The 23384-nt window shown below is 62.8% G+C and carries 22 protein-coding genes; 17 read left to right on the forward strand and 5 right to left on the reverse strand.

The features are described from left to right. The first annotated feature begins 70 nt into the window (after positions 1-70). From ACO06O_RS00145 to ACO06O_RS00160, 4 genes are all read left to right on the forward strand, one after another. Positions 71-1786, forward strand: a complete 1716-nt coding sequence (locus ACO06O_RS00145; protein ID WP_421875043.1) for a tetratricopeptide repeat-containing sulfotransferase family protein — start codon at positions 71-73, stop codon at positions 1784-1786. A gap of 202 nt (positions 1787-1988) precedes the next feature. Continuing rightward, positions 1989-2909 (forward strand): class I fructose-bisphosphate aldolase, encoded by a 921-nt coding sequence (locus tag ACO06O_RS00150; RefSeq protein WP_421875045.1) that lies wholly within the window; start codon positions 1989-1991, stop codon positions 2907-2909. Continuing rightward, positions 2906-3559, forward strand: a complete 654-nt coding sequence (locus ACO06O_RS00155) for a thiamine phosphate synthase (protein WP_421875047.1) — start codon at positions 2906-2908, stop codon at positions 3557-3559. The genes ACO06O_RS00150 and ACO06O_RS00155 overlap by 4 nt, the downstream gene beginning before the upstream one ends. Beyond that, positions 3556-4149: a PAS domain-containing protein gene (locus ACO06O_RS00160; RefSeq protein ID WP_421875049.1), complete on the forward strand. Its 594-nt coding sequence runs from the start codon at positions 3556-3558 to the stop codon at positions 4147-4149. Before ACO06O_RS00155 ends, ACO06O_RS00160 begins: the two co-directional genes overlap by 4 nt. Positions 4150-4185: 36 nt before the next feature. On the opposite strand, the gene sthA is transcribed toward ACO06O_RS00160, so the two are convergent. Continuing rightward, positions 4186-5598 carry a Si-specific NAD(P)(+) transhydrogenase gene (gene sthA / locus ACO06O_RS00165; protein ID WP_421875051.1) on the reverse strand — a complete coding sequence of 471 codons (1413 nt, stop codon included), beginning with the start codon at positions 5596-5598 and terminating at the stop codon, positions 4186-4188. A gap of 175 nt (positions 5599-5773) precedes the next feature. On the opposite strand from sthA, the gene ACO06O_RS00170 reads away from it, so the two are divergent. Then, the gene (locus ACO06O_RS00170) at positions 5774-6268 is read left to right on the forward strand and encodes a DUF2059 domain-containing protein (RefSeq protein ID WP_421875053.1); all 495 of its coding nucleotides are present in this window, start codon (positions 5774-5776) and stop codon (positions 6266-6268) included. Between the two features lie 6 nt (positions 6269-6274). Here the strand turns inward: ACO06O_RS00170 and epmA are convergent, their stop codons facing one another. Further along, on the reverse strand, positions 6275-7318 hold the full coding sequence (gene epmA / locus ACO06O_RS00175) for an EF-P lysine aminoacylase EpmA (RefSeq protein ID WP_421875055.1): 1044 nt from the start codon (positions 7316-7318) through the stop codon (positions 6275-6277). A gap of 123 nt (positions 7319-7441) precedes the next feature. Between epmA and efp the strand changes: the two genes are divergently transcribed. From efp to ACO06O_RS00200, 5 genes are all read left to right on the forward strand, one after another. Then, on the forward strand, positions 7442-8008 hold the full coding sequence (gene efp, locus ACO06O_RS00180) for an elongation factor P (protein WP_420416125.1): 567 nt from the start codon (positions 7442-7444) through the stop codon (positions 8006-8008). Between the two features lie 6 nt (positions 8009-8014). After that, a complete protein-coding gene (locus tag ACO06O_RS00185) occupies positions 8015-8836 on the forward strand; it encodes an inositol monophosphatase family protein (protein ID WP_421875057.1) in 822 nt (273 codons plus the stop codon). 165 nt (positions 8837-9001) lie between these two features. Next, the gene (locus ACO06O_RS00190) at positions 9002-10144 is read left to right on the forward strand and encodes an OmpA family protein (protein ID WP_421875059.1); all 1143 of its coding nucleotides are present in this window, start codon (positions 9002-9004) and stop codon (positions 10142-10144) included. 60 nt (positions 10145-10204) lie between these two features. After that, positions 10205-11350 carry a flagellar motor protein MotA gene (locus tag ACO06O_RS00195; protein ID WP_421875061.1) on the forward strand — a complete coding sequence of 382 codons (1146 nt, stop codon included), beginning with the start codon at positions 10205-10207 and terminating at the stop codon, positions 11348-11350. A 40-nt stretch (positions 11351-11390) separates the two neighbouring features. Beyond that, entirely contained in the window at positions 11391-12707 is a 1317-nt protein-coding gene (locus ACO06O_RS00200) for a peptidoglycan -binding protein (RefSeq protein WP_421875063.1), read from the forward strand. 8 nt (positions 12708-12715) lie between these two features. Here the strand turns inward: ACO06O_RS00200 and ACO06O_RS00205 are convergent, their stop codons facing one another. Further along, positions 12716-13642 (reverse strand): ribokinase, encoded by a 927-nt coding sequence (locus ACO06O_RS00205; RefSeq protein WP_421875065.1) that lies wholly within the window; start codon positions 13640-13642, stop codon positions 12716-12718. Between the two features lie 240 nt (positions 13643-13882). Here ACO06O_RS00205 and ACO06O_RS00210 point away from each other — a divergent pair, with 240 nt between their 5' ends. The 7 genes from ACO06O_RS00210 (at position 13883) to ACO06O_RS00240 (ending at position 22361) form a co-directional block, all read left to right on the forward strand. Continuing rightward, the gene (locus tag ACO06O_RS00210) at positions 13883-15265 is read left to right on the forward strand and encodes an aspartate aminotransferase family protein (protein ID WP_421875067.1); all 1383 of its coding nucleotides are present in this window, start codon (positions 13883-13885) and stop codon (positions 15263-15265) included. Between the two features lie 175 nt (positions 15266-15440). Continuing rightward, on the forward strand, positions 15441-16652 hold the full coding sequence (gene hemA, locus ACO06O_RS00215) for a 5-aminolevulinate synthase (protein WP_421875069.1): 1212 nt from the start codon (positions 15441-15443) through the stop codon (positions 16650-16652). 464 nt (positions 16653-17116) lie between these two features. Then, a complete protein-coding gene (locus ACO06O_RS00220) occupies positions 17117-18211 on the forward strand; it encodes an ABC transporter ATP-binding protein (protein WP_421875071.1) in 1095 nt (364 codons plus the stop codon). An 88-nt stretch (positions 18212-18299) separates the two neighbouring features. After that, positions 18300-19403: an extracellular solute-binding protein gene (locus ACO06O_RS00225; RefSeq protein ID WP_421875073.1), complete on the forward strand. Its 1104-nt coding sequence runs from the start codon at positions 18300-18302 to the stop codon at positions 19401-19403. Positions 19404-19521: 118 nt separating this feature from the next. Beyond that, entirely contained in the window at positions 19522-20793 is a 1272-nt protein-coding gene (locus ACO06O_RS00230) for an ABC transporter permease (RefSeq protein WP_421875076.1), read from the forward strand. 5 nt (positions 20794-20798) lie between these two features. Then, the gene (locus ACO06O_RS00235) at positions 20799-21653 is read left to right on the forward strand and encodes an ABC transporter permease (RefSeq protein WP_421875078.1); all 855 of its coding nucleotides are present in this window, start codon (positions 20799-20801) and stop codon (positions 21651-21653) included. A gap of 162 nt (positions 21654-21815) precedes the next feature. Next, positions 21816-22361 (forward strand): hypothetical protein, encoded by a 546-nt coding sequence (locus ACO06O_RS00240; RefSeq protein WP_421875080.1) that lies wholly within the window; start codon positions 21816-21818, stop codon positions 22359-22361. Between the two features lie 23 nt (positions 22362-22384). Here the strand turns inward: ACO06O_RS00240 and ACO06O_RS00245 are convergent, their stop codons facing one another. Further along, positions 22385-22765 (reverse strand): response regulator, encoded by a 381-nt coding sequence (locus ACO06O_RS00245; RefSeq protein WP_421875082.1) that lies wholly within the window; start codon positions 22763-22765, stop codon positions 22385-22387. A gap of 112 nt (positions 22766-22877) precedes the next feature. Next, on the reverse strand, positions 22878-23336 hold the full coding sequence (locus ACO06O_RS00250; RefSeq protein ID WP_421875084.1) for a GNAT family N-acetyltransferase: 459 nt from the start codon (positions 23334-23336) through the stop codon (positions 22878-22880). Between the last annotated feature and the right edge of the window lie 48 nt (positions 23337-23384).

Below are 23384 nucleotides of genomic sequence, written 5' to 3' on the forward strand. Positions count from 1 at the left end.
GACTGGCCGTTAAGCGACGAACCATGTAGTCAGAATCCCGGTCGACACAGTCCGGAAAGGGGTGCCGTCAATGTCAGAGGCGGATTCCATCGTCGAATCGGGGCGCGCGGCCCATCGGCAGGGCCTATTGGATCGCGCCGCCGAAGCCTATCGCCACGCCCTGACGCTCGACCCCGCCCATGCGCTGGCCACGGCCGGTCTCGGCGTCATCGCGCTGCAAACCGGCGACATGGCCGGGGCCGTCAATCTTCTGGAGAAAGCCGCGAGACTGGCGCCCGGCGATGCCACGATTCAGAACAACCTTGGCAATGCGCGGATTTCGGCGGGGGATGTTTCCGGGGCGGAAGCGGCATTCGACGCCGCCCTTTCCGCCGAACCCGGCCTGACCGATGCGCTCTATAACCGCGCGGTCGCCCGTCAGCGCCTCCGCCGCCGCAATGAGGCCGAGGCGGACTACCGCGCCGTGCTGTCGCGGGACCCGATGCGGATGGACGCAGCCGTCAATCTGGCCGCCGTGCTGCGCGAGGCAGAAGATCCGGCGGCTGCGATCGCCGTGCTGGAGGCTGCGTTGCAAGATGCCCCGCCTCTGCCCGACGCGCTCATGGCACTCGCCTCCCTCTACGAAACCGTCGGCCGGGTGGATGAAGCCGGCGCGACGCTGGACCGTCTGCCGGCCGGATCGGCACAGGATCCGCAGGCACTACTAGTCCGGGCACGGATTGCGCTGCGGCGCGGCCAGGCGGAGGTCGGCCTGGCGGCATTGGAAAGCCTGAACGAACGAGCCCCGGCTCCGGCGCGTCGGCAGGCAACCTATATCCGGGGGCTGCTCCTGGACCGGCAGGGCCGTTACGAGGATGCCTTCCGGGCCTTTTCCGATGCGAACGACATGGCCCGCGCGGGCCGGTCGGACGCGGACCGGCTGGCACAGTCCTATCGGGACCGGATCGCGGTCTATCGGGACACTTTGCCCAGCGTATCCGAGCACGCGGTGCGATTGGTACAATCCCCGCCCCCGCCCCTGCCCTTCGACCTGGTCTTCTTTTGCGGATTTCCGCGTTCGGGGACGACCTTGATGGAACAGATCCTCGCGGCCCATCCGGCGACGCTGACGACGGGCGAGGACAGTCCCCTGCACCGCCTGTACGAAAATGACGGCAACCCCGGGGCCCAAAAACTTCCTTTCGATCTCCTAAAGGGGCTTTCCACCGACCGGCGGGATGCACTGCGTGCCGCGTTCGCCAAACTTGTCTCAACCCAGCTCGGCGACTGCGCCGGGCGGACCGTCATCGACAAGCTGCCGCTCAACCTCGTCGAATTGAGCACCATCGCCCTGCTGTTCCCGGAGGCCCGAATCCTCGTTGCGATCCGGGATCCGAGGGACTGCGTCCTCAGCGCCTTCATGCAGCCTTTCCGGCTGAACGAGGCGATGGCTTGCCTGCTGACGCCGCAAGACGCGGCGGCGCTATATGCCGACGTCTTCGATCTCTACCGGAATCAGAAGCAAGCCCTCCCCCTGGCCGTCGCGGAATACCGTTACGAGGACCTGATCGACGATTTCGAAGGCACGCTGCGCCGGGTCATCGACTTCCTGGGCCTGGAATGGACCGACGATCTGACCCGCTACCGCGACCGGTTGGCGGGCAAGTATATCTCCACGCCGTCCTACATGGCCGTGTCCCAATCGCTGAACCGGCGCGCGATCGGACGATGGCAGCGTTACGAGCCTTACCTTGGCGCGGCCTTGGACAGATTGAGCACCCATGTGACCGGGCACGGATACGATTGAGGCGCCTGCCCGTGACACAAATCGGCCAATCGATGGTATCGGCGGGGCAACGTCATGATAACGGCCCGGCGGCAGCGCCGAATCGTTGCAAATGCCCCAGGGGGCGTGTAATCCCTCTGCCGGACGGTTTTCGGTTCGCGCGCCACCGGTTCCCGCCGGTTTCCCCGCGCACCATTCAGAACAAGATTAAGGGGTCCGGAAGATGAAACTCACGCAAAAAGTCAAAAAAATCCTGTCGCACTATGAAAGCGACAATCCCGGGACGAAGCGCAATATCGCCTCGATCCTGATGCAGGGCAAACTGGCCGGCACCGGCAAGATGGTGATCCTGCCCGTCGACCAGGGTTTCGAGCACGGCCCCGCCCGTTCCTTCGCACCGAATCCGGCTGCCTATGACCCGCATTACCACTATCAGCTCGCGATCGATGCCGGCCTGAACGCCTATGCCGCGCCGCTGGGTCAGCTTGAGCTGGGCGCCGACACCTTCGCCGGTCAGATCCCGACCATCCTGAAGGTCAACAGCTCCAACAGCTGGGCGGTGACCAAGGACCAGGCGATCACCGGTTCCGTCGACGACGCCTTGAAGCTGGGCTGCGCCGCCATCGGGTTTACGATCTATCCCGGTTCCGACTATGCCAACGAGCTGATCGAAGAAATCCGCGAAATGGCGGAAGAAGCCAAATCCGTCGGCCTGGCCGTCGTGATCTGGTCCTATCCGCGCGGCGGCGACCTGACGAAGGACGGCGAGACGGCGATGGATCTCTGCGCCTATGCCGCCCATCTGGCGGCCCAGCTCGGCGCCCATATCATCAAGGTGAAGCCGCCGACGGCCCATCTGGAACAGCCGGATGCGAAGAAGGTCTACGAGGCGCAGAAGATCGATATCTCCACGCTGCCGAAGCGCGTCGAGCATGTCATGCAGTCGGCCTTCAACGGTAAGCGCATCGTCGTCTTCTCCGGCGGCGCGGCGAAGGGGCTGGACGGTCTGTACGAGGAAATCCGCGGTCTGCGCGACGGCGGCGCGAACGGGTCGATCATCGGCCGCAACACGTTCCAGCGCCCGCGCGACGAAGCGCTGGCCATGCTCGACCAGATCATCAAGATCTACCAAGGGAAAGCATGACCGACCGCGTCGTCCCGCAATTGTATCTGGTAAGCCCGCCGCGCTTCGAGCCGGCGGGCTTTGCCGATTCTGTGGCCGCCGCCCTGGATGGCGGTCCCGTCGCCTGCGTCCAGCTCTGGATGCCGGATGCCGACGACAACGAGGTTCGACGGGCCGTGAAGGCCGTCTACAAGGTCGTGCAGAACGCGAACACCGCCTTCCTGCTGAACGGGCATGTCAAACTGGCAGCCTTCATGGAATGCGACGGCGTTCATCTGGACGGCGCCGACCCTGCCGCCATTCGCGCAGCCAAGAAAATGCTGGGCGACGAGGCGATCGTCGGTGTCAGTTGCGGTACCTCTCGCCATGCCAGCATGGAAGCCGGCGAAGCGGGTGCCGATTACGTATCCTTTGGTCCGGTCTTCGATACCGCGACCAAGGGCCTGCCCGCCGACCCGAATGCGCTCGACACGCTGGAATGGTGGGCGGAAATGATGGAAGTGCCCTGCGTCGCGGTGGGTGGCCTGACGCCGGACAATATCTACCCTGTCGTGGAAACGCGCTGTGAATTCATTTGTGCGGTATCGTCGGTGTGGGATCATCCCGACGGCCCCGCCGCGGCGGTCGGGGCGTTTCACGATGCTTTATCAAGGATAGAAGCAGCGAAATGAACCACCCAGAAGGCCAGCCCCACGGCACCAACGCCCTGGACACCCTGAGCGCCTTCCTGAAGTTTCCTGAGACCATGTCCGTGCTGGCCCATTGGCGGGCCCTGGCGGAAACGGCCGAGGGCGGTGTACCCGATCGTCGATCCATCGACCCGACCCGCATGATCGGTTCCCTTCCCTATGTCTTCATCATGGACCGGGAAACGGATAGCGGAAGGCTGAGATACCGGCTGGCGGGCGAACGTATCAACAGCCGGTACGATTATGGCATCATCGGGAAATATCTGGACGACATCACGCCCGCCGAAACGATCAAGCGGGTGCAGGCCTATTTCGACCTTTGCCCGACCCGCCCGGCGGTCGTTCTCCTGTCCGGTGTTCTTTACTCCGAACGGGACAAGCCCGGCTATGGCGAGCGGCTTTTGCTGCCGCTAAAGGACGGTAAGACCGGCGTCAAAGGGCTGATCGGCGTGACTTACCAGGCCAGCCTGTTCCCGGATTCCTTTGCCGCTATGGAACAGGGTGAGCGCATGCTGAGAGTGGCCCCGCTGCATGGCGGGGAACTGGAGCAAAGCAAGGCGCCGCTGCGCTAGGGCTATACCAAGTCCGCCTGACTTAGTCCGACTGACCTATTCCGCCTGGGCCGAGGGCCGTTGCGGCATGCGGTTCCACGCGTCCAGGGCAGCGATCTTGTAAGCCTCCGCCAGTGTCGGATAGTTGAAGGTATTCTCGACGAAATATTCGAGCGTGCCCTTCAGGTTCAGAACCGCCTGGCCGATATGGATCAGCTCCGTCGCGCCCTCGCCGACGATATGGACGCCCAGAAGCCGGTGCGTCTTGATGGAGAAGATCATCTTCATCATCCCGGCGTCGAGGCCCATGATATGGCCGCGCGACGTCTCCCGGAACCGGGCGATACCGCATTCATAGGAGATGCCCCGTTCCAGGACTTCCTCCTCCGTCATGCCGACGGTGGAGATTTCGGGCACGGAGTAGATGCCGTATGGAAAATAATCCGGGGGGTTCTGCGCCGGCTTGCCCAGCGCGTGACAGGCCGCGATGCGGCCCTGTTCCATGGATGTCGAGGCCAGGCTGGGAAAACCGATAACGTCCCCGGCGGCGTAGATATGCGGCACCTCGGTCTGGAAAGTCGCGGCATCGACCGTCAACCGCTTGCGCTTATCCGCCGTCAGCCCCGCCGCTTCCAAGTTGAGCGTATCCGTCGCCCCTTCGCGTCCGGCCGCGAACAGCAGCATATCCGACTTTGCGATCCGGCCACCGCGCATATGGGCGACAACCGATCCGCCTGATTTTTCAATGCGTTCAATCTCACACCCAAGGCGCAACACGACGCCGCGATCCCGCAATTGATGGGTAAAATCCTCGATCAGTTCGCGATCGACGAAGTCCAGCATGCCGTCGCGGCCCTCGATCAGGGTGACCGGTACGTCCAGCGCTGAGAAGATGGTCGCGTATTCGACCCCGATGACGCCCGCGCCGATGACGGTCAGGCTGCGCGGCACATGACCGATTTCCAGTATCTCGTCGCTGTCCAGGACGGACACGCCGTCGAACGGGATGGTATCGGGCCGGAACGGTCTCGTGCCTACCGCCAACAGGAACTTCGCCCCTTCGACGATCAGGACCTCGCCGCCTTCGCAATGGATTTCGACCTTGTGCGGATCGACGAAACAGGCCTCGCCCTTGACGGTGGTTACCTTGTTGCGAGCGAATTGGTGCTCGAGCACCTCTACCTCGTGATCCAGCGTCTTCAACAGCCGGTGCCGCAAATCGGCGGCGGAGATCTCATCCTTCACCCGATAGGCACGGCCATAGAAACCGCGCTCACGCCAGCCGGACAGGTTCAGGACGGTTTCGCGCAAAGTCTTGGAAGGGATCGTTCCGGTATGAACCGATACGCCGCCGACCCGGCGTCCGCGCTCCACGACCAGGGCATCTGCCCCGAACTTGGCCGCCTGGATGGCCGCGCGTCGGCCGGCTGGGCCGCTGCCGATGACGATCAGATCGTATCTCTTCTTCATTTGCCGAAGGCTCCCCCGAACCGTATTCCGCGCTGCGGCAAGTAGTGGCAGGGAATGCATAATCGGGCAAGCGCGGCGGGCTTGTCCTGCGTTTGCGACTTGGCATTTGCGGTTGTCTTCCCACTCCGGCATGGTCGCGCCTCGCGTCCTACCGACATTGCCGACGGAGAGTTCCGTGTCTCATTGGATCCCATCCATCGTCTTCGTAATGGCGCTCTGCGGTTCTCTTTCTTCGGTTCAGGCGCAAGAAGTCCCGGCGGAAAAGCAGGCCCTGATCGACCGCATGATGGCCTCGATGAATATTGAGGCGACGGTCGACCAAATGGTCGAGGTCATGACTGAGCAGGTCGTGAACAGGGTCAAGCGGACCTCCCCCGGCATCAAACAGGACGCCATAGACATCATCGTCGAGGTCGTCGAGGAGGAAGGCCGCCTTCTGGTCGAACAGGCATTGAGCGATGCCACGCCGATCATGGCGAAGCTCTATACCACGGACGAGTTGGAACAGCTCGTAGCCTTCTATGAAACGCCACTGGGACAAAAGGCGTTGAAATCGATGCCTGAAGTCATGCGGGAGATACAGGCCCGTATGCCGCCGCGGCTACAGAATTTTCAGCAGCGGGTCGCCGCGAAGCTGCAGAAGCGGCTGGAAGCCGCCGGGTACCAATAATCCGGGTCATACCGGGGCCCAGAGGACATCCTCGATCCGGGCGGCCCCGGTTAACAGCATGACCAGACGGTCGAACCCCAGCGCCATACCGGCGGCGGGCGGCATTTCGGCCACAGCAGCGATGAAATCCTCGTCGATCGGATAGCGGTGGCCATAGAGCCGTTCCTTAGTCGCCATGTCCGCTTCAAACCGGCGTTTCTGTTCCGCCGCGTCGGTCAACTCTCCGAAGCCGTTCGCCAATTCGACACCGCAGACGTAGAGCTCGACCCGTTCCGCCCAGTTCGGATCCTCCGGCTTTGGGCGGGACAGGGCCGCCATGCTGACCGGATAGTCGTGCAACAGACAGGGCGCCCCATCGCCCAGATTGGGCTCGATCCGGTCGTCCATCAGCCGGAAGAAGACATCGTCGAACCCGTCCCCTTCCGCCGTACGGATGCCAAGCCGACGGGCGCAGTCGATCAAGGGCGCGGCGGGCGGCGCGGCCGGGTTCTCCGCCACCGTCGCCACCAGATCGTGACCGCAATATTCCAGAAACGCATCGGCGACTCTTAATCGGCGGAACGGTCCCTCTGCCCTGGCGCTGCGGCTGCCCCGTCTCAGCGTATCCGTACCGCAGGCGCCGGCGATCGCGGCGATCATCGCCTCGCAATCGTCCATCAATGCGGTATAGCCCGCCCCAGCCCGGTACCATTCCAGCATCCGGAATTCCGGGCTGTGGGTCGCGGATCCCTCGGCATTGCGGTAGACCGGACACAGCTGCCAGATCCGTTCCATCCCGGCCGCCAGCAGTTTCTTCATGGCAAATTCCGGGCTGGTGTGCAGATACATCGGACGCCCGGTATCCGGCACGCCGTAGTGACCGGCCGGCAGAATTTGCGTTTCGAACGCGGCCAGATGCGGCTCCATACCCGGAGAGGTCTGCAACGCCGGGGTTTCGACCTCTTCGAACCCTTGCGCGGCGAACCAATCGGCCATGGCCTGTTTCGCCTTCATACGGGTTTGCAGATAGGGGCGACGGGCCGCCAGCGCGTCCGGAGTCCACCAGCGCATGGTCATCCTGTCGCGGCGCCCGGAACGCCGCCTGTTCTCAGGTTGCCCATAGCCGCCGCCGGTGATAGACAGGCGCGCGATTCGAGACGGGGCGTCCGGCCCCGGTAGAGAGGATGTGCAATCATGAAAGTCAACGCGATCAACCTTCGGCCGGGCAACGCCTTCCTGCAGGACGGCAAGCTATTAGTCGTGATTAAGAACGAGATCAACCAGCCCGGCAAGGGCGCGTCCGTCGCGCAGGTCGAAGCGCGCGACGCCCGCACCGGCACGAAGGTCAGCCTGCGCTACCGCACCCAGGAAGCGGTCGAAAGTGCCGATCTTTACGAAACCGATTACACCTTCCTGTATGATGACGGCGAGAAGCTGCATTTCATGAACGGCGAGACCTATGACCAGATCGAAGTCGAATACGACGTTCTGGGCGACCAGGTGCCGTTCCTTCAGGAAAACATGACGGTCCAGATCAAGACCTACGAAGGCTCGCCGATCTCGGCGACGCTGCCGCAGAAGATCACGCTGGAAATCATCGAGGCGGATCCGGTCGTCAAGGGTCAGACCCAGTCCTCGTCCTACAAGCCGGCCAAGCTGTCGAACGGCGTCAGCACCCTGGTGCCGCCGCATATCGAAACCGGTACGCGCGTCGTGGTGAACACGGCGGACGGGTCCTACGTCGAACGTGCGAAGGACTGATCCGATATGCTGATCCGCTCCGCCGTCCTGAACGTCATGACGAAGGCCGCCCAGAAGGCGGGCCGTGGCCTTGTGCGCGACTTCGGAGAAGTCGAACACCTGCAGGTGTCGCGCAAGGGTCCCGGCGACTTCGTCTCGACCGCCGACAAGAAGGCGGAGCGTACGATCATCGAAGAGATCGAGAAGGCCCGCCCCGAAGCGGGAATCCTGGCGGAGGAATCCGGCGGCAAGAAGGGCGACGATCCCGACAAGCGGTTCATCATCGATCCGCTGGACGGCACGACGAACTTCCTGCACGGCCTGCCCCACTGGGCGATTTCGATCGGATATGAGGAACGCGGCGAGCTGATTGCCGGCGTCGTCTACGACCCGGTGAAGGATGAGCTGTTCTGGGCCGAGCGCGGCAAGGGCGCCTATGTCAACGACCGTCGCATCCGCGTATCCTCGCGCCAGAACCTGACCGAGGCTGTCCTGGGCACCGGTATCCCGCATATCGGCCACGACACCGACGGGCATGTCACCTTCCAACGCCGCCTGCAGGCCGCAATGCATAATACCGCCGGCGTACGCCGTTGGGGCACCGCGTCGCTGGATCTGTGCTATGTCGCGGCTGGCCGTTTCGACGGCTTCTGGGAACGCGGCCTGAAGCCCTGGGATGTGGCGGCCGGTATCGTGATCGTTAAAGAGGCGGGCGGGTTCGTCAGCGACGCGCAGGGCCGCGCCTATACATTCCAGAGCTCTGATCTTGTGGTCGGGAACGATTCGCTGCACAAGTCGGTCGTGAAGCTGATCAAGGACGCAACGAAGCCCCCCGCGGACGCCTCGTAACCGCCGGTTTTCTGCAGGCCCGCCCGGCATCCCAAGAGTTCCGCCGATTCCGAGCGTTTCGGCGGTTGTCCCGGCGGCCCGGCTCACGGTATGGTCTTCGCCATCGTCCGGCGCCGCGATTCCGCGACCATGCGCCTGCGTGACCGAACGACCGCGAGCCAAGTGATGCACGATTTGATACCCGACCGTTCCAAACTTCGCATGCGGCGCGCCGCTGCCGTGCTGGGCCTGTCCGCCGTTCTGCTGGGCGCGACCACCCTGAACGCGACGGCGCAGCAGGCCTATTTCCGGGGTGAGGCGGAACCGGACGCATCGGTCATCGTGAATCTTTCCGTGATCGATCGGTTGACCAGCGGCGGTCAGGCCCCGTCGGCCATGAGCCCGCCGCCGGGCAATCCGATGCCGCTGACGCTTCCGAGCCGACCCGCCGCACCGCAGGTGCAGCCTGTCGCGCCGCAGGCCGCGGCACCGGCGAACGTAGCCCCGCCTCCCAGTGCGGCGCCGCAATCGACGCTTCTGGTCGACCCATCCACAGGCGGTACCAAGCCCGCCGCCCCTGCCCCCGCCGCGCCTGCGCCGACCGCACCGCCGCCGAAACCGGCCCTGGCGGAGCAGCCGGCGCCGCTGCCCAAGCCGACGCCTGCGCCGCCACCGGCGACCGAAACCAATACGGCGAGCATTCCCGCGCCGACACCTGCGCCGAAACCGGCACCGGCCGCCGCACCTGCTCCCCCGCCACCACCGGCAGCGCCCGCACCCCAAGCGGAGACGCCCCCCTTACCGCCGACCCCGGCGCCGAGCGGCAGCGATATAACGCCTCCGCCGCCGCCTCCGCCCACCGCAACAGCGGCACCGGAACCGGCCCCTGCGCCCACGCCGCCACCGGCCCCTGCTCCTGCCGCCCCGGCGGAAACGGAGAGCGCCACCGAGACGCCGCAAGTTGCATCCGTCGATCTGACCGCCGTCGACCGGGCCGGTGTCGAAACCAACAATGACGGCATCAGCGTCTTGTTCACCAAGGATTCCCAGGATCTGCCCAAGGCCGCAGAAGACGCGCTGACGGAACTGGCCCAACGGGTGAAGGCCAATGAGGCGATTACCGTCAAGCTTCTGGGCTATTCGGAGCCGATCGGCGAAGCACAGAGCAAGCCGCGCCGCCTGGCCCTGTTCCGCGCTCTGGCCGTCCGGACGTTCCTGCTGAAGCAGGGCATCGATAGCCGCCGCATGACCGTCCAGGCGCTCGGCACCAAGGATCCATTCGAGGGCCGGGCTCCAAATCGGGTCGACCTGATCGTCGCGGAGAACTGATCCGCCCCCGCCGCCCAGACTTCCGAATAACGCATAGAGCCGAAAGCGAGACCGAAGGCCATGAGTACACCGACGCCGTTTCTGTTGAGAATGGGCATCTTCCTGGTACTCGTCGTCATCGGCTGTTTTCTGATTTACCCGGCCCTTGAGCACGCCTTCCTGGCCAATGCGGTGATCAACGGTGTCATTCTGGGTGTCCTGCTGATCGGGATCGTCCACGCATTCCGTACCGTCGCCAGCCTCTATGCCGAGATGGGCTGGATTCAGCGCTTCCGGCTAAGCTACGAAGGCGGCTATCAAACCAGCGAACGCGCGCCGCGCCTGATGGCGTCGGCCGCGACCATGCTGTCGAAGCGCAGCGAACGCGGGCAATTGCACATTTCGGCCGGCGGGATGCAGACCATTCTGGACGGTGTCGCCACGCGCCTGGACGAAAGCCGCGAGACCGGCCGCTACATGGTCGGTTTGCTGGTCTTCCTGGGCCTGCTCGGTACCTTCTGGGGACTGTTGGAGACGGTGCGCAGCGTCGGCGGTGTGATCTCCGGCCTGGACCTGGGCACCGACAATGTCGCGGGTGCTTTCGAGAACCTGAAACAGGGCCTGCAGACCCCGCTGGGCGGCATGGGGACGGCGTTCTCGTCCTCGCTGTTCGGCCTTGCCGGGTCGCTGATGCTCGGTTTCCTGGCGCTGCAAGCCGGCCAGGCCCAGAACCGGTTCTATAACGAGTTGGAAGAATGGCTGTCCGGTCTGACACGGCTGGGCAGCGGCTCCATCGGCGGCGACGGCGACCAGTCGGTTCCGGCCTATATCCAGGCCCTGCTGGAACAAACCGCCGACAGTCTGGAAAGCCTGCAGCGGACCATGGCGCGGGCCGAGGAAAACCGGCTATCGTCGCAGAACGATTTCTCGCAGTTGAACGATAAGCTGTCGGTCCTGGTCGACACGATGCGCACCGAACACGACCTGATGATGCGTCTCGCCGAGGGTCAGAAAGGCCTGCGCGACGCGCTAACCAAGGTGGCGGAAGGCTCAAAATCCGCCGGTGGCGAGGAAGCGACCCGCGCCCTTAAGCATATCGATCAGAACCTCGTCCGCATGATCGAAGAAAATGCCCGCGGCCGCGCCGAAACGGTCCAGGAACTGCGCAGCGAACTGCGTATTCTCGCCCGCACGGTCGCGGCCCTGCGTGAGGGCGGCAATGGCTGACACCCTCTCCGTCGCCGGCGCTTTGGGGGCGAACTGACCAATGGCACTCGCGCGCCGGCAACGCAGCAATCAGGATATCTGGCCGGGCTTCGTCGATGCCCTGGCATCGTTGCTGATGGTGATCATCTTCCTGTTGATGATCTTCGTCGTATCCCAGCTTTATCTGAACGAGGAAATCGTCGGCCGCGACAAGGCGCTGGAGCGCCTGCAAGGCCGCGTTGCCGAACTGGCCGACATGCTGGCGCTGGAGCGGGAATCCGCGGCGGAGCTGCGCACAAATCTGGGCAATGTCACCGAACAGCTTCGCGCCTCCCTCACCCGCCAGGATGAGCTGGAGTCCCAGATATTCGAACTGCGCGGTGAAAATGCGTCCCTCGCCGCCGAACTGGATGCCGCGCGGTCAGAGAATAGCGATCTGTTGAGCCGCCTGACCATCGCCCAGGACGACAATGAAACCCGCCAGCAGCGGATCGCCGATCTGGAAACCGAACTGGAAGAAGCGCAAGGCCGGATCGCGGGCCTGGAAGAGACCCGCGACAAGGTCTCCAAGGATCTGGAAGACGCCTACAAGGTCATCGCCGCCGATCAGGAGCGGATCATGACCCAATTGGGTGAGCTTGCGAAGCTGGAGCGGGAGATCCAGGCGCTGATCTCCCTGCGCGATGAATTGCAGGGCCGCCTTGCCGACGAAGCGCTGGCACTCGACGAGAGCGAGAAGGACCTGATCGCGGCGCGGGCGGAAACCGCGCTGCTGAACGATCAAATCCAGGCGCTGAACGATCAGATCGCCGAACTGAATTCACTGTTGGAAACCTACGAGGCGCGAGACAAGGCGCAACAGACCCAGATCGTCGATCTGGGCAAGCGTCTGAACGTCGCTCTGGCAGGCAAGGTGCAGGAACTGGCGCGCTATCGGTCGGAATTCTTCGGCAAGCTGCGCGAAATCCTGGGCAACCGCAGCGACATCCGCATCGTCGGCGACCGCTTCGTCTTCCAGTCGGAAGTCCTGTTCGAGAAGGGCGCGGCCGAACTGGGCCCGGCGGGCAAGTTCCAATTGATCGATTTCGCCAATACCCTGAACGAAATTGCCGGACGCATCCCAGATGACATCGACTGGGTGCTGCAGGTCAACGGCCATACCGACCGCGACCCGATCAATACCGCGCAATTTCCGTCCAACTGGGAATTGTCCACGGCACGGGCGATTTCGGTGGTGAAATTCCTGGAAAGCCGGGGCGTCGATCCGCAACGCATGTCTGCCGCAGGCTTCGCGGAATACCAGCCGCTGGATCAGGGCAGTTCCCCTGCCGCCTACACGCGCAACCGACGCATCGAGATGAAGTTTACCAACCGCTGAGCGGCTGGTCAGGCCAGCTTCCGGCTGGCGGGCAACTTGTCGAGTTGCGCCCGGATTTCGTCGCCATGGGGCATGGCTGATTGCGCGCCTTCGCGGGTGCAACTCAGCCCCGCACCGACCGAGGCCCAGCGCAGGGCCTCATCGATGGCGACCCCATTGTCCAGCGCGACCGCCAGATTGCCGACAAAGGCGTCGCCCGCCGCCGTCGTATCGACCGGGGAAATCGGCAGCCCTGGGACCGACCAGCCGCCATCCGGGCCGAAACACAGCAGACCGGCCCCACCAAGGGTCAGAATACAGGTCAGCCCATAGCGGCTGGCCAGCGCGCGCGGTACACGCGTCGCCTGTTCGACGTCCAGGCCGACCTCCGCCGCAACGGTCTGGCCTTCCAACTCGTTCACGACCAGGAAGTCGACGGACCGCAGCACCTCGTCCGGTACCATCCCGGCGGGCGCGACATTCAGGATGATCCGCGCGCCCCTTGCCTTGGCGCGTTTCACCAAGGTCCAGTTCTCGGCCGGCGTGACCTCCATCTGCATCATCAGAAGCGTCTTGTCGGTCAGCAGCGCATCCGGCACCTGATCGGCACGGGCGCGCAGGTTGGCCCCCGCGCCGACGACAATGCTGTTCTCGCCGCTGTCGTCGACCCAGATCGTCGCGCAGCCGGTATGTTCGTCCTCCGCCTCGCCGACGCCGGAAACGTCGACCCCCTGCTCGTTCAGCAGATCCAGCGCGAAGGTGCCGAAATTGTCGTTGCCCACCATCCCGATCAGGCGCACCTGATCGCCTGCCCGCGCAGCGGCCAGCGCTTGGTTCGCGCCCTTGCCCCCAGGCGTCATCAAATAGTCGCCAGACAAAAGCGTTTCGCCCGGGCGCGGCAGACGGCCGACCCGCATTTCGATGTCGATATTGACGGATCCGAAGACGACGATCACGTCCCGGCCTCCCCCGTTCTTGATTTATCGCCGCTCCTCACATCGGCGTTGCTTTAGAAGTACTTGATTCCGCGATCCGGGGAAAGAGAGGTTTCCGACGCACCATCGGGACACCTCTTCCCGGGGGGCGGGTTGCCGCGCCGGGTCCCGCGGGTGTAGTGTGCGCGCCTTGTGATCACATTCGCGGGGCCCCCACGCGGCATTGCCGCCTCCCCGCCGCGAACTTTCAGGATTGAGACGATGGCCGACCGCTTGAATTCCCCCGCTGCCCGCGACGTGAAATTCGTCATGCATCCCTACACAAACATGGAGAAGCACAAGGAATCCGGCCCGCTGATCGTCGAAAAGGCGTCCGGCGTCTGGGTTACGGACGATTCCGGCAAGCGCTATATCGAAGGCATGGCCGGCCTGTGGTGCACGTCGCTCGGCTTCGGGGAAGAACGCCTGATCGAGGCGGCGGCGAAGCAGATGCGCGAGCTGCCCTATTATCATCTGTTCACGCACAAAACCCACAACCCGGCCATCGACCTGGCGGAAAAGCTGTGCGGCATGGCGCCGGGCAATATGGGCCAGGTGTTCTTCGCCAATTCCGGATCGGAAGCGAACGACACGGCGATAAAGCTGATCTGGTACTACAACAACGCTGTCGGCCGCCCGGAAAAGAAGAAGATCCTGGCCCGTCTGAAGGGCTATCACGGCGTCACGGTCGCGGCCGCCAGCCTGACCGGCCTGCCCTACAATCATAAAGATTTCGATCTGCCGATCGCCAATATCGGTCATGTCGACTGCCCGCACTATTACCGCTATGGCGAAGAGGGCGAAACCGAAGAAGAATTCGCGACGCGCCTGGCCGAAAACCTGGAGAAGCGCATTCTCGAAGAAGGTCCCGACACGGTCGCGGCCTTCTTTGCGGAGCCGATCATGGGCGCGGGCGGGGTCATCCTGCCGCCGAAAACCTATTTCCAGAAGATCCAGCCGGTTCTGAAGAAATACGACGTGCTGCTGGTTGCCGACGAGGTGATCTGCGGGTTCGGCCGGACCGGCAACATGTTCGGCTGCGAAACCTTCGGGATCGAGCCGGACATGGTCACGGTCGCCAAGGCACTGTCTTCCGCCTATCTGCCGATTTCCGCGCTGATGGTCAGCCAGGACATCGCCGATGCCGTGTCCAAGAACTCCGGCAAGATCGGCACTTTCGGTCATGGATATACCTATTCCGGTCATCCGGCGGCGGTCGCCGTCGCGCTGGAAACCCTGAAGATTTATGAGGAACGCGACATCTTGGCCCATGTCCGCGAAGTCGGTCCGCATATGCAGGCCCGCCTGCGCGAATTCCAGGACCACCCGATGGTCGGCGAAGTGCGCGGCACGGGCCTGATCGGCGCGGTCGAGACCGTTGCCGACAAGGCCACCAAGCGCAGCTTCGACCCGTCGCTGGCCGTCGGCCCGAAACTGATGATGGCGGCCCAGCAGAACGGCGTGATCCTGCGCGCAACCCCGGGTGACGCCATCGCTTTCTCGCCGCCGCTTATCATCACCAAATCGGAAATCGATCAGATGGTCGACGGCTTCGCCAAGGCGCTGGATCAGGTTCATGCCGATCTGAACAAGGCCGCGGCGTAACGCGTTTCCACACATCGGCCATATCCCAGGGGCGCGGCCGGCACCGCCGCGCCGCGCCCCTGCGACACCCTTACCCGGGGACATTTCCGGCCGCCTTGCCTAGTAATGCGCGCGGAACGGAATTAAACTATCTGGATGAGCTGCCACGAGAAGCGGCCGGATGGAAAGGTGCCGAATGGACTATGATGCTTTTTTCGGCGAGCGGCTGAACGCGCTGAAGGCGCGCGGCGATTACCGGATTTTCGCGGAACTGGAGCGCCGGGCCGGCGACTTCCCGTCAGCGCTGCTGCATGAAGACGGCGCGGCGGACGACGTAACCGTCTGGTGCTCGAACGACTATCTGGGCATGGGTCAGAACCCCGACGTGATTGCCGAGATGGTGCGCGCGGTTCAGGCACACGGTGCCGGCGCCGGCGGGACGCGCAACATTTCCGGCACCAACCGGCTGCATGTCCAGTTGGAGCAGGAACTGGCAAGCCTGCACCAGAAGGAAGCGGCACTGATTTTCACGTCCGGCTATGTCGCGAACATGACGGTCCTGTCGACCCTCGCCCGCAACATTCCGGGCTGCATCGTCTATTCCGATGCCAAGAATCACAATTCGATGATCGAGGGCATTCGCCACTCCCGGTCGGACAAGCGGGTCTGGAAGCATAACGACCCTGCGGATCTGGAGCGGCTGATCCGCGAGGACGATCCCGACGCGCCGAAACTGGTCGCCTTCGAATCCGTCTATTCCATGGATGGCGACATCGCACCGATCTCTGAGATTCTGGATATTTGCGAGCGGTACAACGCAATCAGCTATCTGGACGAGGTGCACGCGGTCGGCATGTATGGCGATACTGGCGCCGGCGTCGCCGAACGCGACGGTGTCATGGATCGCGTCGATATCCTGCAAGGGACACTGGCCAAGGCATTCGGCGTCATCGGCGGATACATCGCCGCTTCCGCCAATCTGGTCGACTTCATCCGGTCCTTCGGCAACGGGTTCATCTTCACCACGGCCCTGCCCCCGGGCATCGCCGCCGCAGCCCGAAAGAGTATCAGCATCGTGCGCCAGTCGCCCGACATGCGGGTCCGCCACCAGGAACGCGCCGCGGCGGTGAAGGCGTCCCTGCGCGCCGCCGGCCTGCCCGTCATGCCGTCCGAGACCCATATCGTCCCGGTTCTGGTCGGCAACCCGGTCGCCTGCCGCCGTGCGTCGGATCTGCTGATGGAACGGCACCGAATCTATGTCCAGCCGATCAACTATCCGACCGTCGACCGGGGCACGGAACGCCTGCGGATCACCCCGACTCCCTTCCATGATGACGCCGCCATCCGACGCCTGACCGAGGCCCTGTTGGACATCTGGGGCGTGTTGGACCTGAAGCGCGCAGCCTGATTTTCTCCTGAATATCGGAGGGTTTGGCGACAGATCGTCGGTTTGGAGCCTGCCAATCCATGCGCATCGCCGTCGCATGTCGCAATCATTGCAAACTGCGTCGCACACGTAATAAGATTGAAAAAATTAGTTCTTTTCATTTTCGGGACGGTCGCGCTACGCTTTGACCAAGCAGGGAGTTGGCACGCGTTTAAAAGCGAAGTCGACCCGGGTTACAGGGAATGCCAGGACAGTCGGAATGACGACCGTCAGGGACGAAACCGCCTTTGAGTACAACAACTTGAATCTACCGCTTCGGCGGGACCAACGATCTGGCGGGATCGGAATGATCTGGGGGCAGGTTTGAGCTCAGCCAAACCAACCGAATTTTCAGAATTGATGAACACGGCCCATGCGGCCGCACTCCCTTCTGCGCTGTTGTCGCGGATGGGACAGTCTATTGGGGCGAGGGGGTAATACCGGCCATGGAACGAGACGACTACATCGTTCGGTTCGAGAACGTTCAGAAAAGCTACGACGGCGAGATACTGGTCGTTAAGAACTTCAATATCGATATCGAACGGGGTGAGTTCCTGACGATGTTGGGCCCGTCGGGGTCCGGTAAGACGACCTGCCTGATGATGCTGGCCGGGTTCGAGCCGGCCACGCATGGCGAGATTTATCTGAACGGCCAGCCGATCAACAATGTGCCGCCGCACAAGCGCGGCATCGGCATGGTGTTCCAGAACTATGCGCTGTTCCCGCATATGACGGTTGCGGAAAACCTGGCCTTTCCGCTGAAAGTCCGCGGCCTGTCCCGGGCCGATTGCGATGCCAAAGTGAAACGCGCATTGGAAATGGTACGCCTGCCGCAGATGGGAGGCCGCCGCCCGGCGCAATTGTCCGGCGGTCAGCAGCAGCGCGTCGCCGTTGCGCGCGCCCTGGTCTTCGAGCCGGAACTGGTGCTGATGGACGAACCGCTTGGTGCGCTGGATAAGAATCTGCGCGAGGAAATGCAGTTCGAAATCAAGCACATCCACGAAACCCTCGGGGTCTCGGTCGTCTACGTGACGCACGACCAATCCGAAGCACTGACCATGTCGAACCGCATCGCCGTGTTCGACGACGGCATCGTGCAGCAGCTGGCGGCGCCGGAAGTTCTGTACGAACAGCCGGAGAACGCCTTCGTCGCCTCCTTCATCGGCGAGAACAACCGCCTGATGGGAACCGTGACGGCGCTGAACGGTAGCACCGCGCAGGTCAAGCTGGACGGCGGCGGCGAGACGGTCGGCGCGCTGGCAATCAAATGCGGCGGTGTCGGCGAACGCACGCAGCTGTCGATTCGCCCCGAACGCGTGGTGATCGGTCAGGACGACGCCGACAACAAGCTGAGCGGCAAGGTCGTCGAACTGATCTATCTGGGCGATCACATCCGGTGCCGGATGCAGGTCGGAACCAGCGAGGAATTCGTCGTCAAGGTCCCCAACAGCCATGCGCATGCCGCGCTGAAGGTCGGTGAAGTGACGCCGATCGGCTGGGCGACCGACGATTGCCGGGCACTGGACGTGCTGGAGGCATAGACCTTAGAGTTTTCGGAACCGTTTTGCCCGAGACGGTTCCGAACCGGAGATTCGGGCGTTTTGAAACAGGGAAATCAGGGAGTACGTCATGAAATCCATGCATACCCTTGCCACCGCAGCCGCCGCTACAATGCTCGTAGCCTCCGCGGCGCAGGCAGACGAGATGACGATCGTCTCCTGGGGCGGCGCATATTCTGCTTCGCAGCAGAAAGCCTACCACGATCCGTATATGGCGAATAATCCGGGCGTCACCATCGTCAACGACGAAAGCTCCGCCGAAGCCGTGGCCAAACTGCGCGCCATGGACGAAGCGGGCAACGTGACCTGGGACGTCGTCGACGTCGTGGCCTCTGACGCCATTCGTCTGTGCGACGAAGGCCTGGCCATGGAAATCGACCCGGCCACCCATCTGGCGCCCGCGCCGGACGGCACGCCGGCGGCGGAAGACTTCGGCGACCTGCTGGTTTCCGAGTGCTTCATTCCGCAGATCGTCTATTCGACCACGTTCGGCTACCGCACGGATGTCGCCGAATGGGGCGGCAAGTCCCCGAGCACCGTCTGCGACGTGTTCGACACGGCCACCTTCCCGGGCAAGCGCAGCCTGGAAAAGCGTCCGATCAACAACGTCGAATGGGCCCTGCTCTGTGACGGTGTCGCGCCGGAAGACGTCTACGAAGTTCTCGGCACGGACGAAGGCGTCGCCCAGGCGCTGGCCAAGCTGGACACGATCCGCGACGACATCATCTGGTGGTCGGCCGGTGCGGAAACCCCGCAGCGCCTCGCCGATGGTGAAGCCGTGATCGGTTCCACTTATAACGGCCGTCTGTTCTCCGTCATCGAAGAGCAGAAGCAGCCGGTCGCCATGCTGTGGGACTGGCAGGTGTTCGACCTCGACGGCTGGATCATCCCGGCCGGCCTGAGCGACGAGCGCAAGGCCCGCGCGCTGGACTACATCTACTTCGCCACGGACACGCAGCGTCTGGCGGATCAGGCCAAGTACATCTCGTACGGCCCGGCCCGCAAGTCCTCGGCTCCGCTGGTCGGCAAGCACGCCGAACTGGGCATCGACATGGCTCCGCACATGCCGACGGACCCGAACAACGCGAAAACCACCCTGCTCTATAACTACGAGTTCTGGGCGGACAATCGCGACGACATCGACGCCAAATTCCAGGCGTGGCTGGTTCAGTAAGAACCGGTCGGAGTTATTGCCGGGGGCGGGTACGCCCCGCCCCCGGTGTTTGTTCCTTTGATTGATAGATTTTTCTGAGCGTACGGGTAGCGGGGAGCACGAGGGGGATGACAGAGCGATGAGCACAATGACCGACAATCAAAGCGGTCCCATGTTGGCCGCGGACGGCACACCGCTGAAGGTGAGCCTCGCCCGCGCCCTGCGCCGCCAGAAGATCCGCGCCTTCCTGCTCATCGTGCCGCTCCTGGCCTTCATCCTGATCAGCTTCATCGCGCCGATTGGCGACATGCTGTTGCGATCCGTCGAAAACGGCATCGTACCGGAAACGATGCCCCGTACCGTGGTCGCGCTGGAAGAATGGGATGAAGCCAGCGGCGAGGCGCCGGGCGAAGCCGTTTTCGCAGCCTTCTACGAAGACATGAAGGTCGCGATGGAGGCGAAGACCCACACCAAACTGGGTTCGCGCTTGAACTACGATACCGCCGGAATTGCCAGCCTGTTCCGGAAACTGCGCAAGCCGATGGGGAATATCGACGAAACGCAGCCGATCAAACCGCAATTCATCGATGCCGAAGAAGACTGGGGAGATCCGGAGGTTTGGCAGACGATCAAACGTCTGTCCGGGCACTATACGGCCAGCTACTTCCTGGCCGCCGTCGATATGGAAAATACCCATGACGGCATACAGATGAAGGACGATTTCGAGCGGATCTATCTGACTCTGCTCTGGCGCACGATGGTTCTGTCTGTCGCCATCACCGTCTCCTGCATCCTGCTGGGCTATCCGATCGCTTTCCTGCTGGCGAACCTGCCGCTTCGGACGTCGAACATCCTGATGATCCTGGTTCTGCTGCCGTTCTGGACGTCGCTTCTGGTGCGCACATCCTCCTGGATCGTGCTGCTGCAGCAAGAAGGCGTGATCAACGACACGCTGGTCAGTTTGGGCATTCTCGACGATCAGGGCCGGTTGGAACTGATGTATAATCAGGTCGGCACGATCGTGGCGATGACCCACATCCTGCTGCCCTTCATGATCCTACCGCTCTATTCGGTGATGAAGACGATTTCGCCCTCCTATGTCCGTGCGGCCAAATCCCTTGGCGCAAACGACTGGACAGCCTTCTGGAAGGTCTATTTCCCGAACACGGTACCCGGCATCGGCGCCGGCGCGGTCCTCGTCTTCATTCTGGCCATCGGCTACTACATCACGCCGGAACTGGTCGGCGGCACGTCCGGCATCTTCATCTCGAACCGGATTGCCTATCACATCTCCTCGTCCCTGAACTGGGGCTTGGCCGCCGCGCTGGGTGTGATGCTGCTGGGGCTGATCCTGGTGTTCTACTGGCTCTACGACCGGATCGTGGGCATCGACAACGTGAAATTGGGGTAAGAACGATGTCCGCACTGCCTCCTTACGCATCCAAAGCGCAGATCGCCTGGTACTATGGTTTCCGGGTCATCTGCGCCATGATCTTCTTCTTCCTGATCGTGCCGATCCTGGTGATCATCCCGCTCAGCTTCAACGCCAGCGACTTCTTCACCTTTACCAAGGAGATGCTGGCGCTGGATCCGGATGGATACTCGCTGAAACATTATCGGGACTTCTTCACCAACCCCGATTGGCAGCAAGCATTGCGCAATTCCGTGTCCATCGCGCCGATGGCGACGCTGATTTCCACCGGGCTGGGCACGCTGGCGGCGATCGGCCTGTCGCAGAGCCATGTGCCGTTCCGTGGCACCATCATGGCGATCCTGATCTCGCCGATGATCGTGCCGCTGATCATTTCCGCGGCGGGCATGTATTTCTTCTACTCCCGCATCGGCATGCAGGGGACCTATTGGGGCGTCGTGCTGGCCCATGCGGCCCTGGGGACACCCTTCGTCATCATCACGGTGACGGCAACCTTGGTCGGCTTCGACAAGAGCCTGGTGCGTGCCGCCGCCAGCATGGGCGCCAATCCGGTCACCACCTTCTTCAAGGTGCAGATGCCGTTGATCATGCCGGGCGTCATCTCCGGCGGGCTGTTCGCCTTCATCACCTCCTTTGACGAGGTCGTCGTGGTCCTGTTCGTCGGTTCGGCGTCGCAGAAGACACTGCCCTGGCAGATGTTCACCGGGCTGCGCGAGCAGATTTCCCCGACCATCCTTGCCGTGGCGACCGTCCTGGTGACGATTTCCATCATCCTGCTGACGACGCTGGAACTGCTGCGCCGCCGGGCGGAGCGGTTGCGCGGAATGTCGCCGGGCTGACCGGTGTCTCTTATCCTGAACACGAAAAGGCCCGGACCGGTTCCGGGCCTTTTCTTTGCCGCCGGCACATGCGCTCCAAAGCAATTGGAAACTGGATTTAGACGCGCAAAGCGCCTATCTGTACTGCGAACCGTTCGCATGTTTTGAACCGGGATAGGTTGAATGTTTCGCGACAGAAGCTTGGTACCCGCGGAGGCCGTCCGTCTGCTCGCGCTCGGCGCCCTGATTGAGCGCGACCGCCGCTATGGCGAACTGGCGACCGAGATCCGTTTCTTCACGCAGCGGATCGTCGGTCCCAGCCTGGACCTCTTGGGCTCGTCGCTGGAACTCCTGCGCATCGAAGGGTTGGCGGATACCGTCGAGCATCACGCCGAGGAAGAGAAGACGCTGCTGCGAATCACACCGCAAGGCCGGGCACTGTTCCAGGAATTGATGAGCGCCCAATTGCGCGCGCCAGTGAACGATGTCGGGCGTCTGGTGCTGCTTCTGAAATTGCGCTTTCTGAAACTGCTGCCGCCCGATTTCCAGGAAGATCAACTCGATCTGTTATGCGATGTCGTTCGGACGGAGCGGGCGCGCGCGGCGGATCTGGCCAAGGAATACGGCGATTCCGCCATCTCGGAATGGATTCAATTCGACGTCGCGCTATCCGACCGGCGGCTTGAATGGCTGGAATCGGCTCTGGAAGACCTGGGCGTGACCGTCTGACAGAGGAAACGCCGGCGCGACGATCAGTTGACGGGTTCGCCCTGATAATGCCGCGCGATGGTTTCCGCGAATAAGGGGACGTTGATCGGCTTCGACATGTAATCGTCACAGCCGGCATCCAGGAAACGCGCTTCATCCCCCGCCATGGCGAAGGCGGTCACCGCGATGACCGGGATTTCGGAGAGGTCGGGATCGGCCTTGATCGTACGGGTACATTCCTCACCCGACATGCCGGGCAGTTGGATATCCATGACGATGGCGCCCGGACGGACGGACTTCAGGAGTTCCAGCGCCGTTTCCGCGTCTTCCGCCTGATAGACGATGTAGCCCAGCGCGCTCAACAGATCGCTGAACAGACGCATGTTCACCTCATTGTCTTCAACGATCAGAATCGGTGGGCGCATTTGTGGGCCGTTTCGTCACTTAAGTCTGTGTTTCAGCCGTTTACGCGGCTTGGGACATTACTGTCCCAGATTAATATTAATGAAACACAAACAGATTGCGCTTCGTTCCACCCTACCCCCTCGCCGCCAAGGCTGCGATCTCGTCATCCTCGATCCGGTAGCTCAAGCGGTTCAGCCTGAAACTGTCGGGGGCAAGCATTTCATAGAACGTGCGGGCATCCAGGTCCAGTCTGGCCGCATGCCAATCGATGCGACGAATGCCCTCACGTCGGCATTCCTGGGCCAGGGCGACCATCAACGCCTTGCCGAGCCCCTGGCCGCGCGCCGCGGCCGTGACATAGATATCCCGCAGGAAGATGCCATTGCCGGCAAAGGCGGCTTCGTAGACCGGCGAATACATCGCGAAGCCGACAGGGTTTCCATCGCGGTCATCGACGATCAGGCAGCGATAGGCACAGGCCCCGGCGGGACCGTCGCGTTCCAGCGCATCGTCAAAGGCCGTCCCTTCCAGGGGAACGGGGCTTCCATAGAAGGCCAGCATCTCTCGGACCAGTCCGGCGATGCGTGCCATATCCCCGGGACCTGCGGAATATACCCTTCGGTCGGTCACATGCCGTGC

Origin of the sequence: Pacificispira sp. (assembly GCF_965228185.1) — a bacterium.
Lineage (GTDB): Bacteria > Pseudomonadota > Alphaproteobacteria > UBA8366 > Aestuariispiraceae > Pacificispira.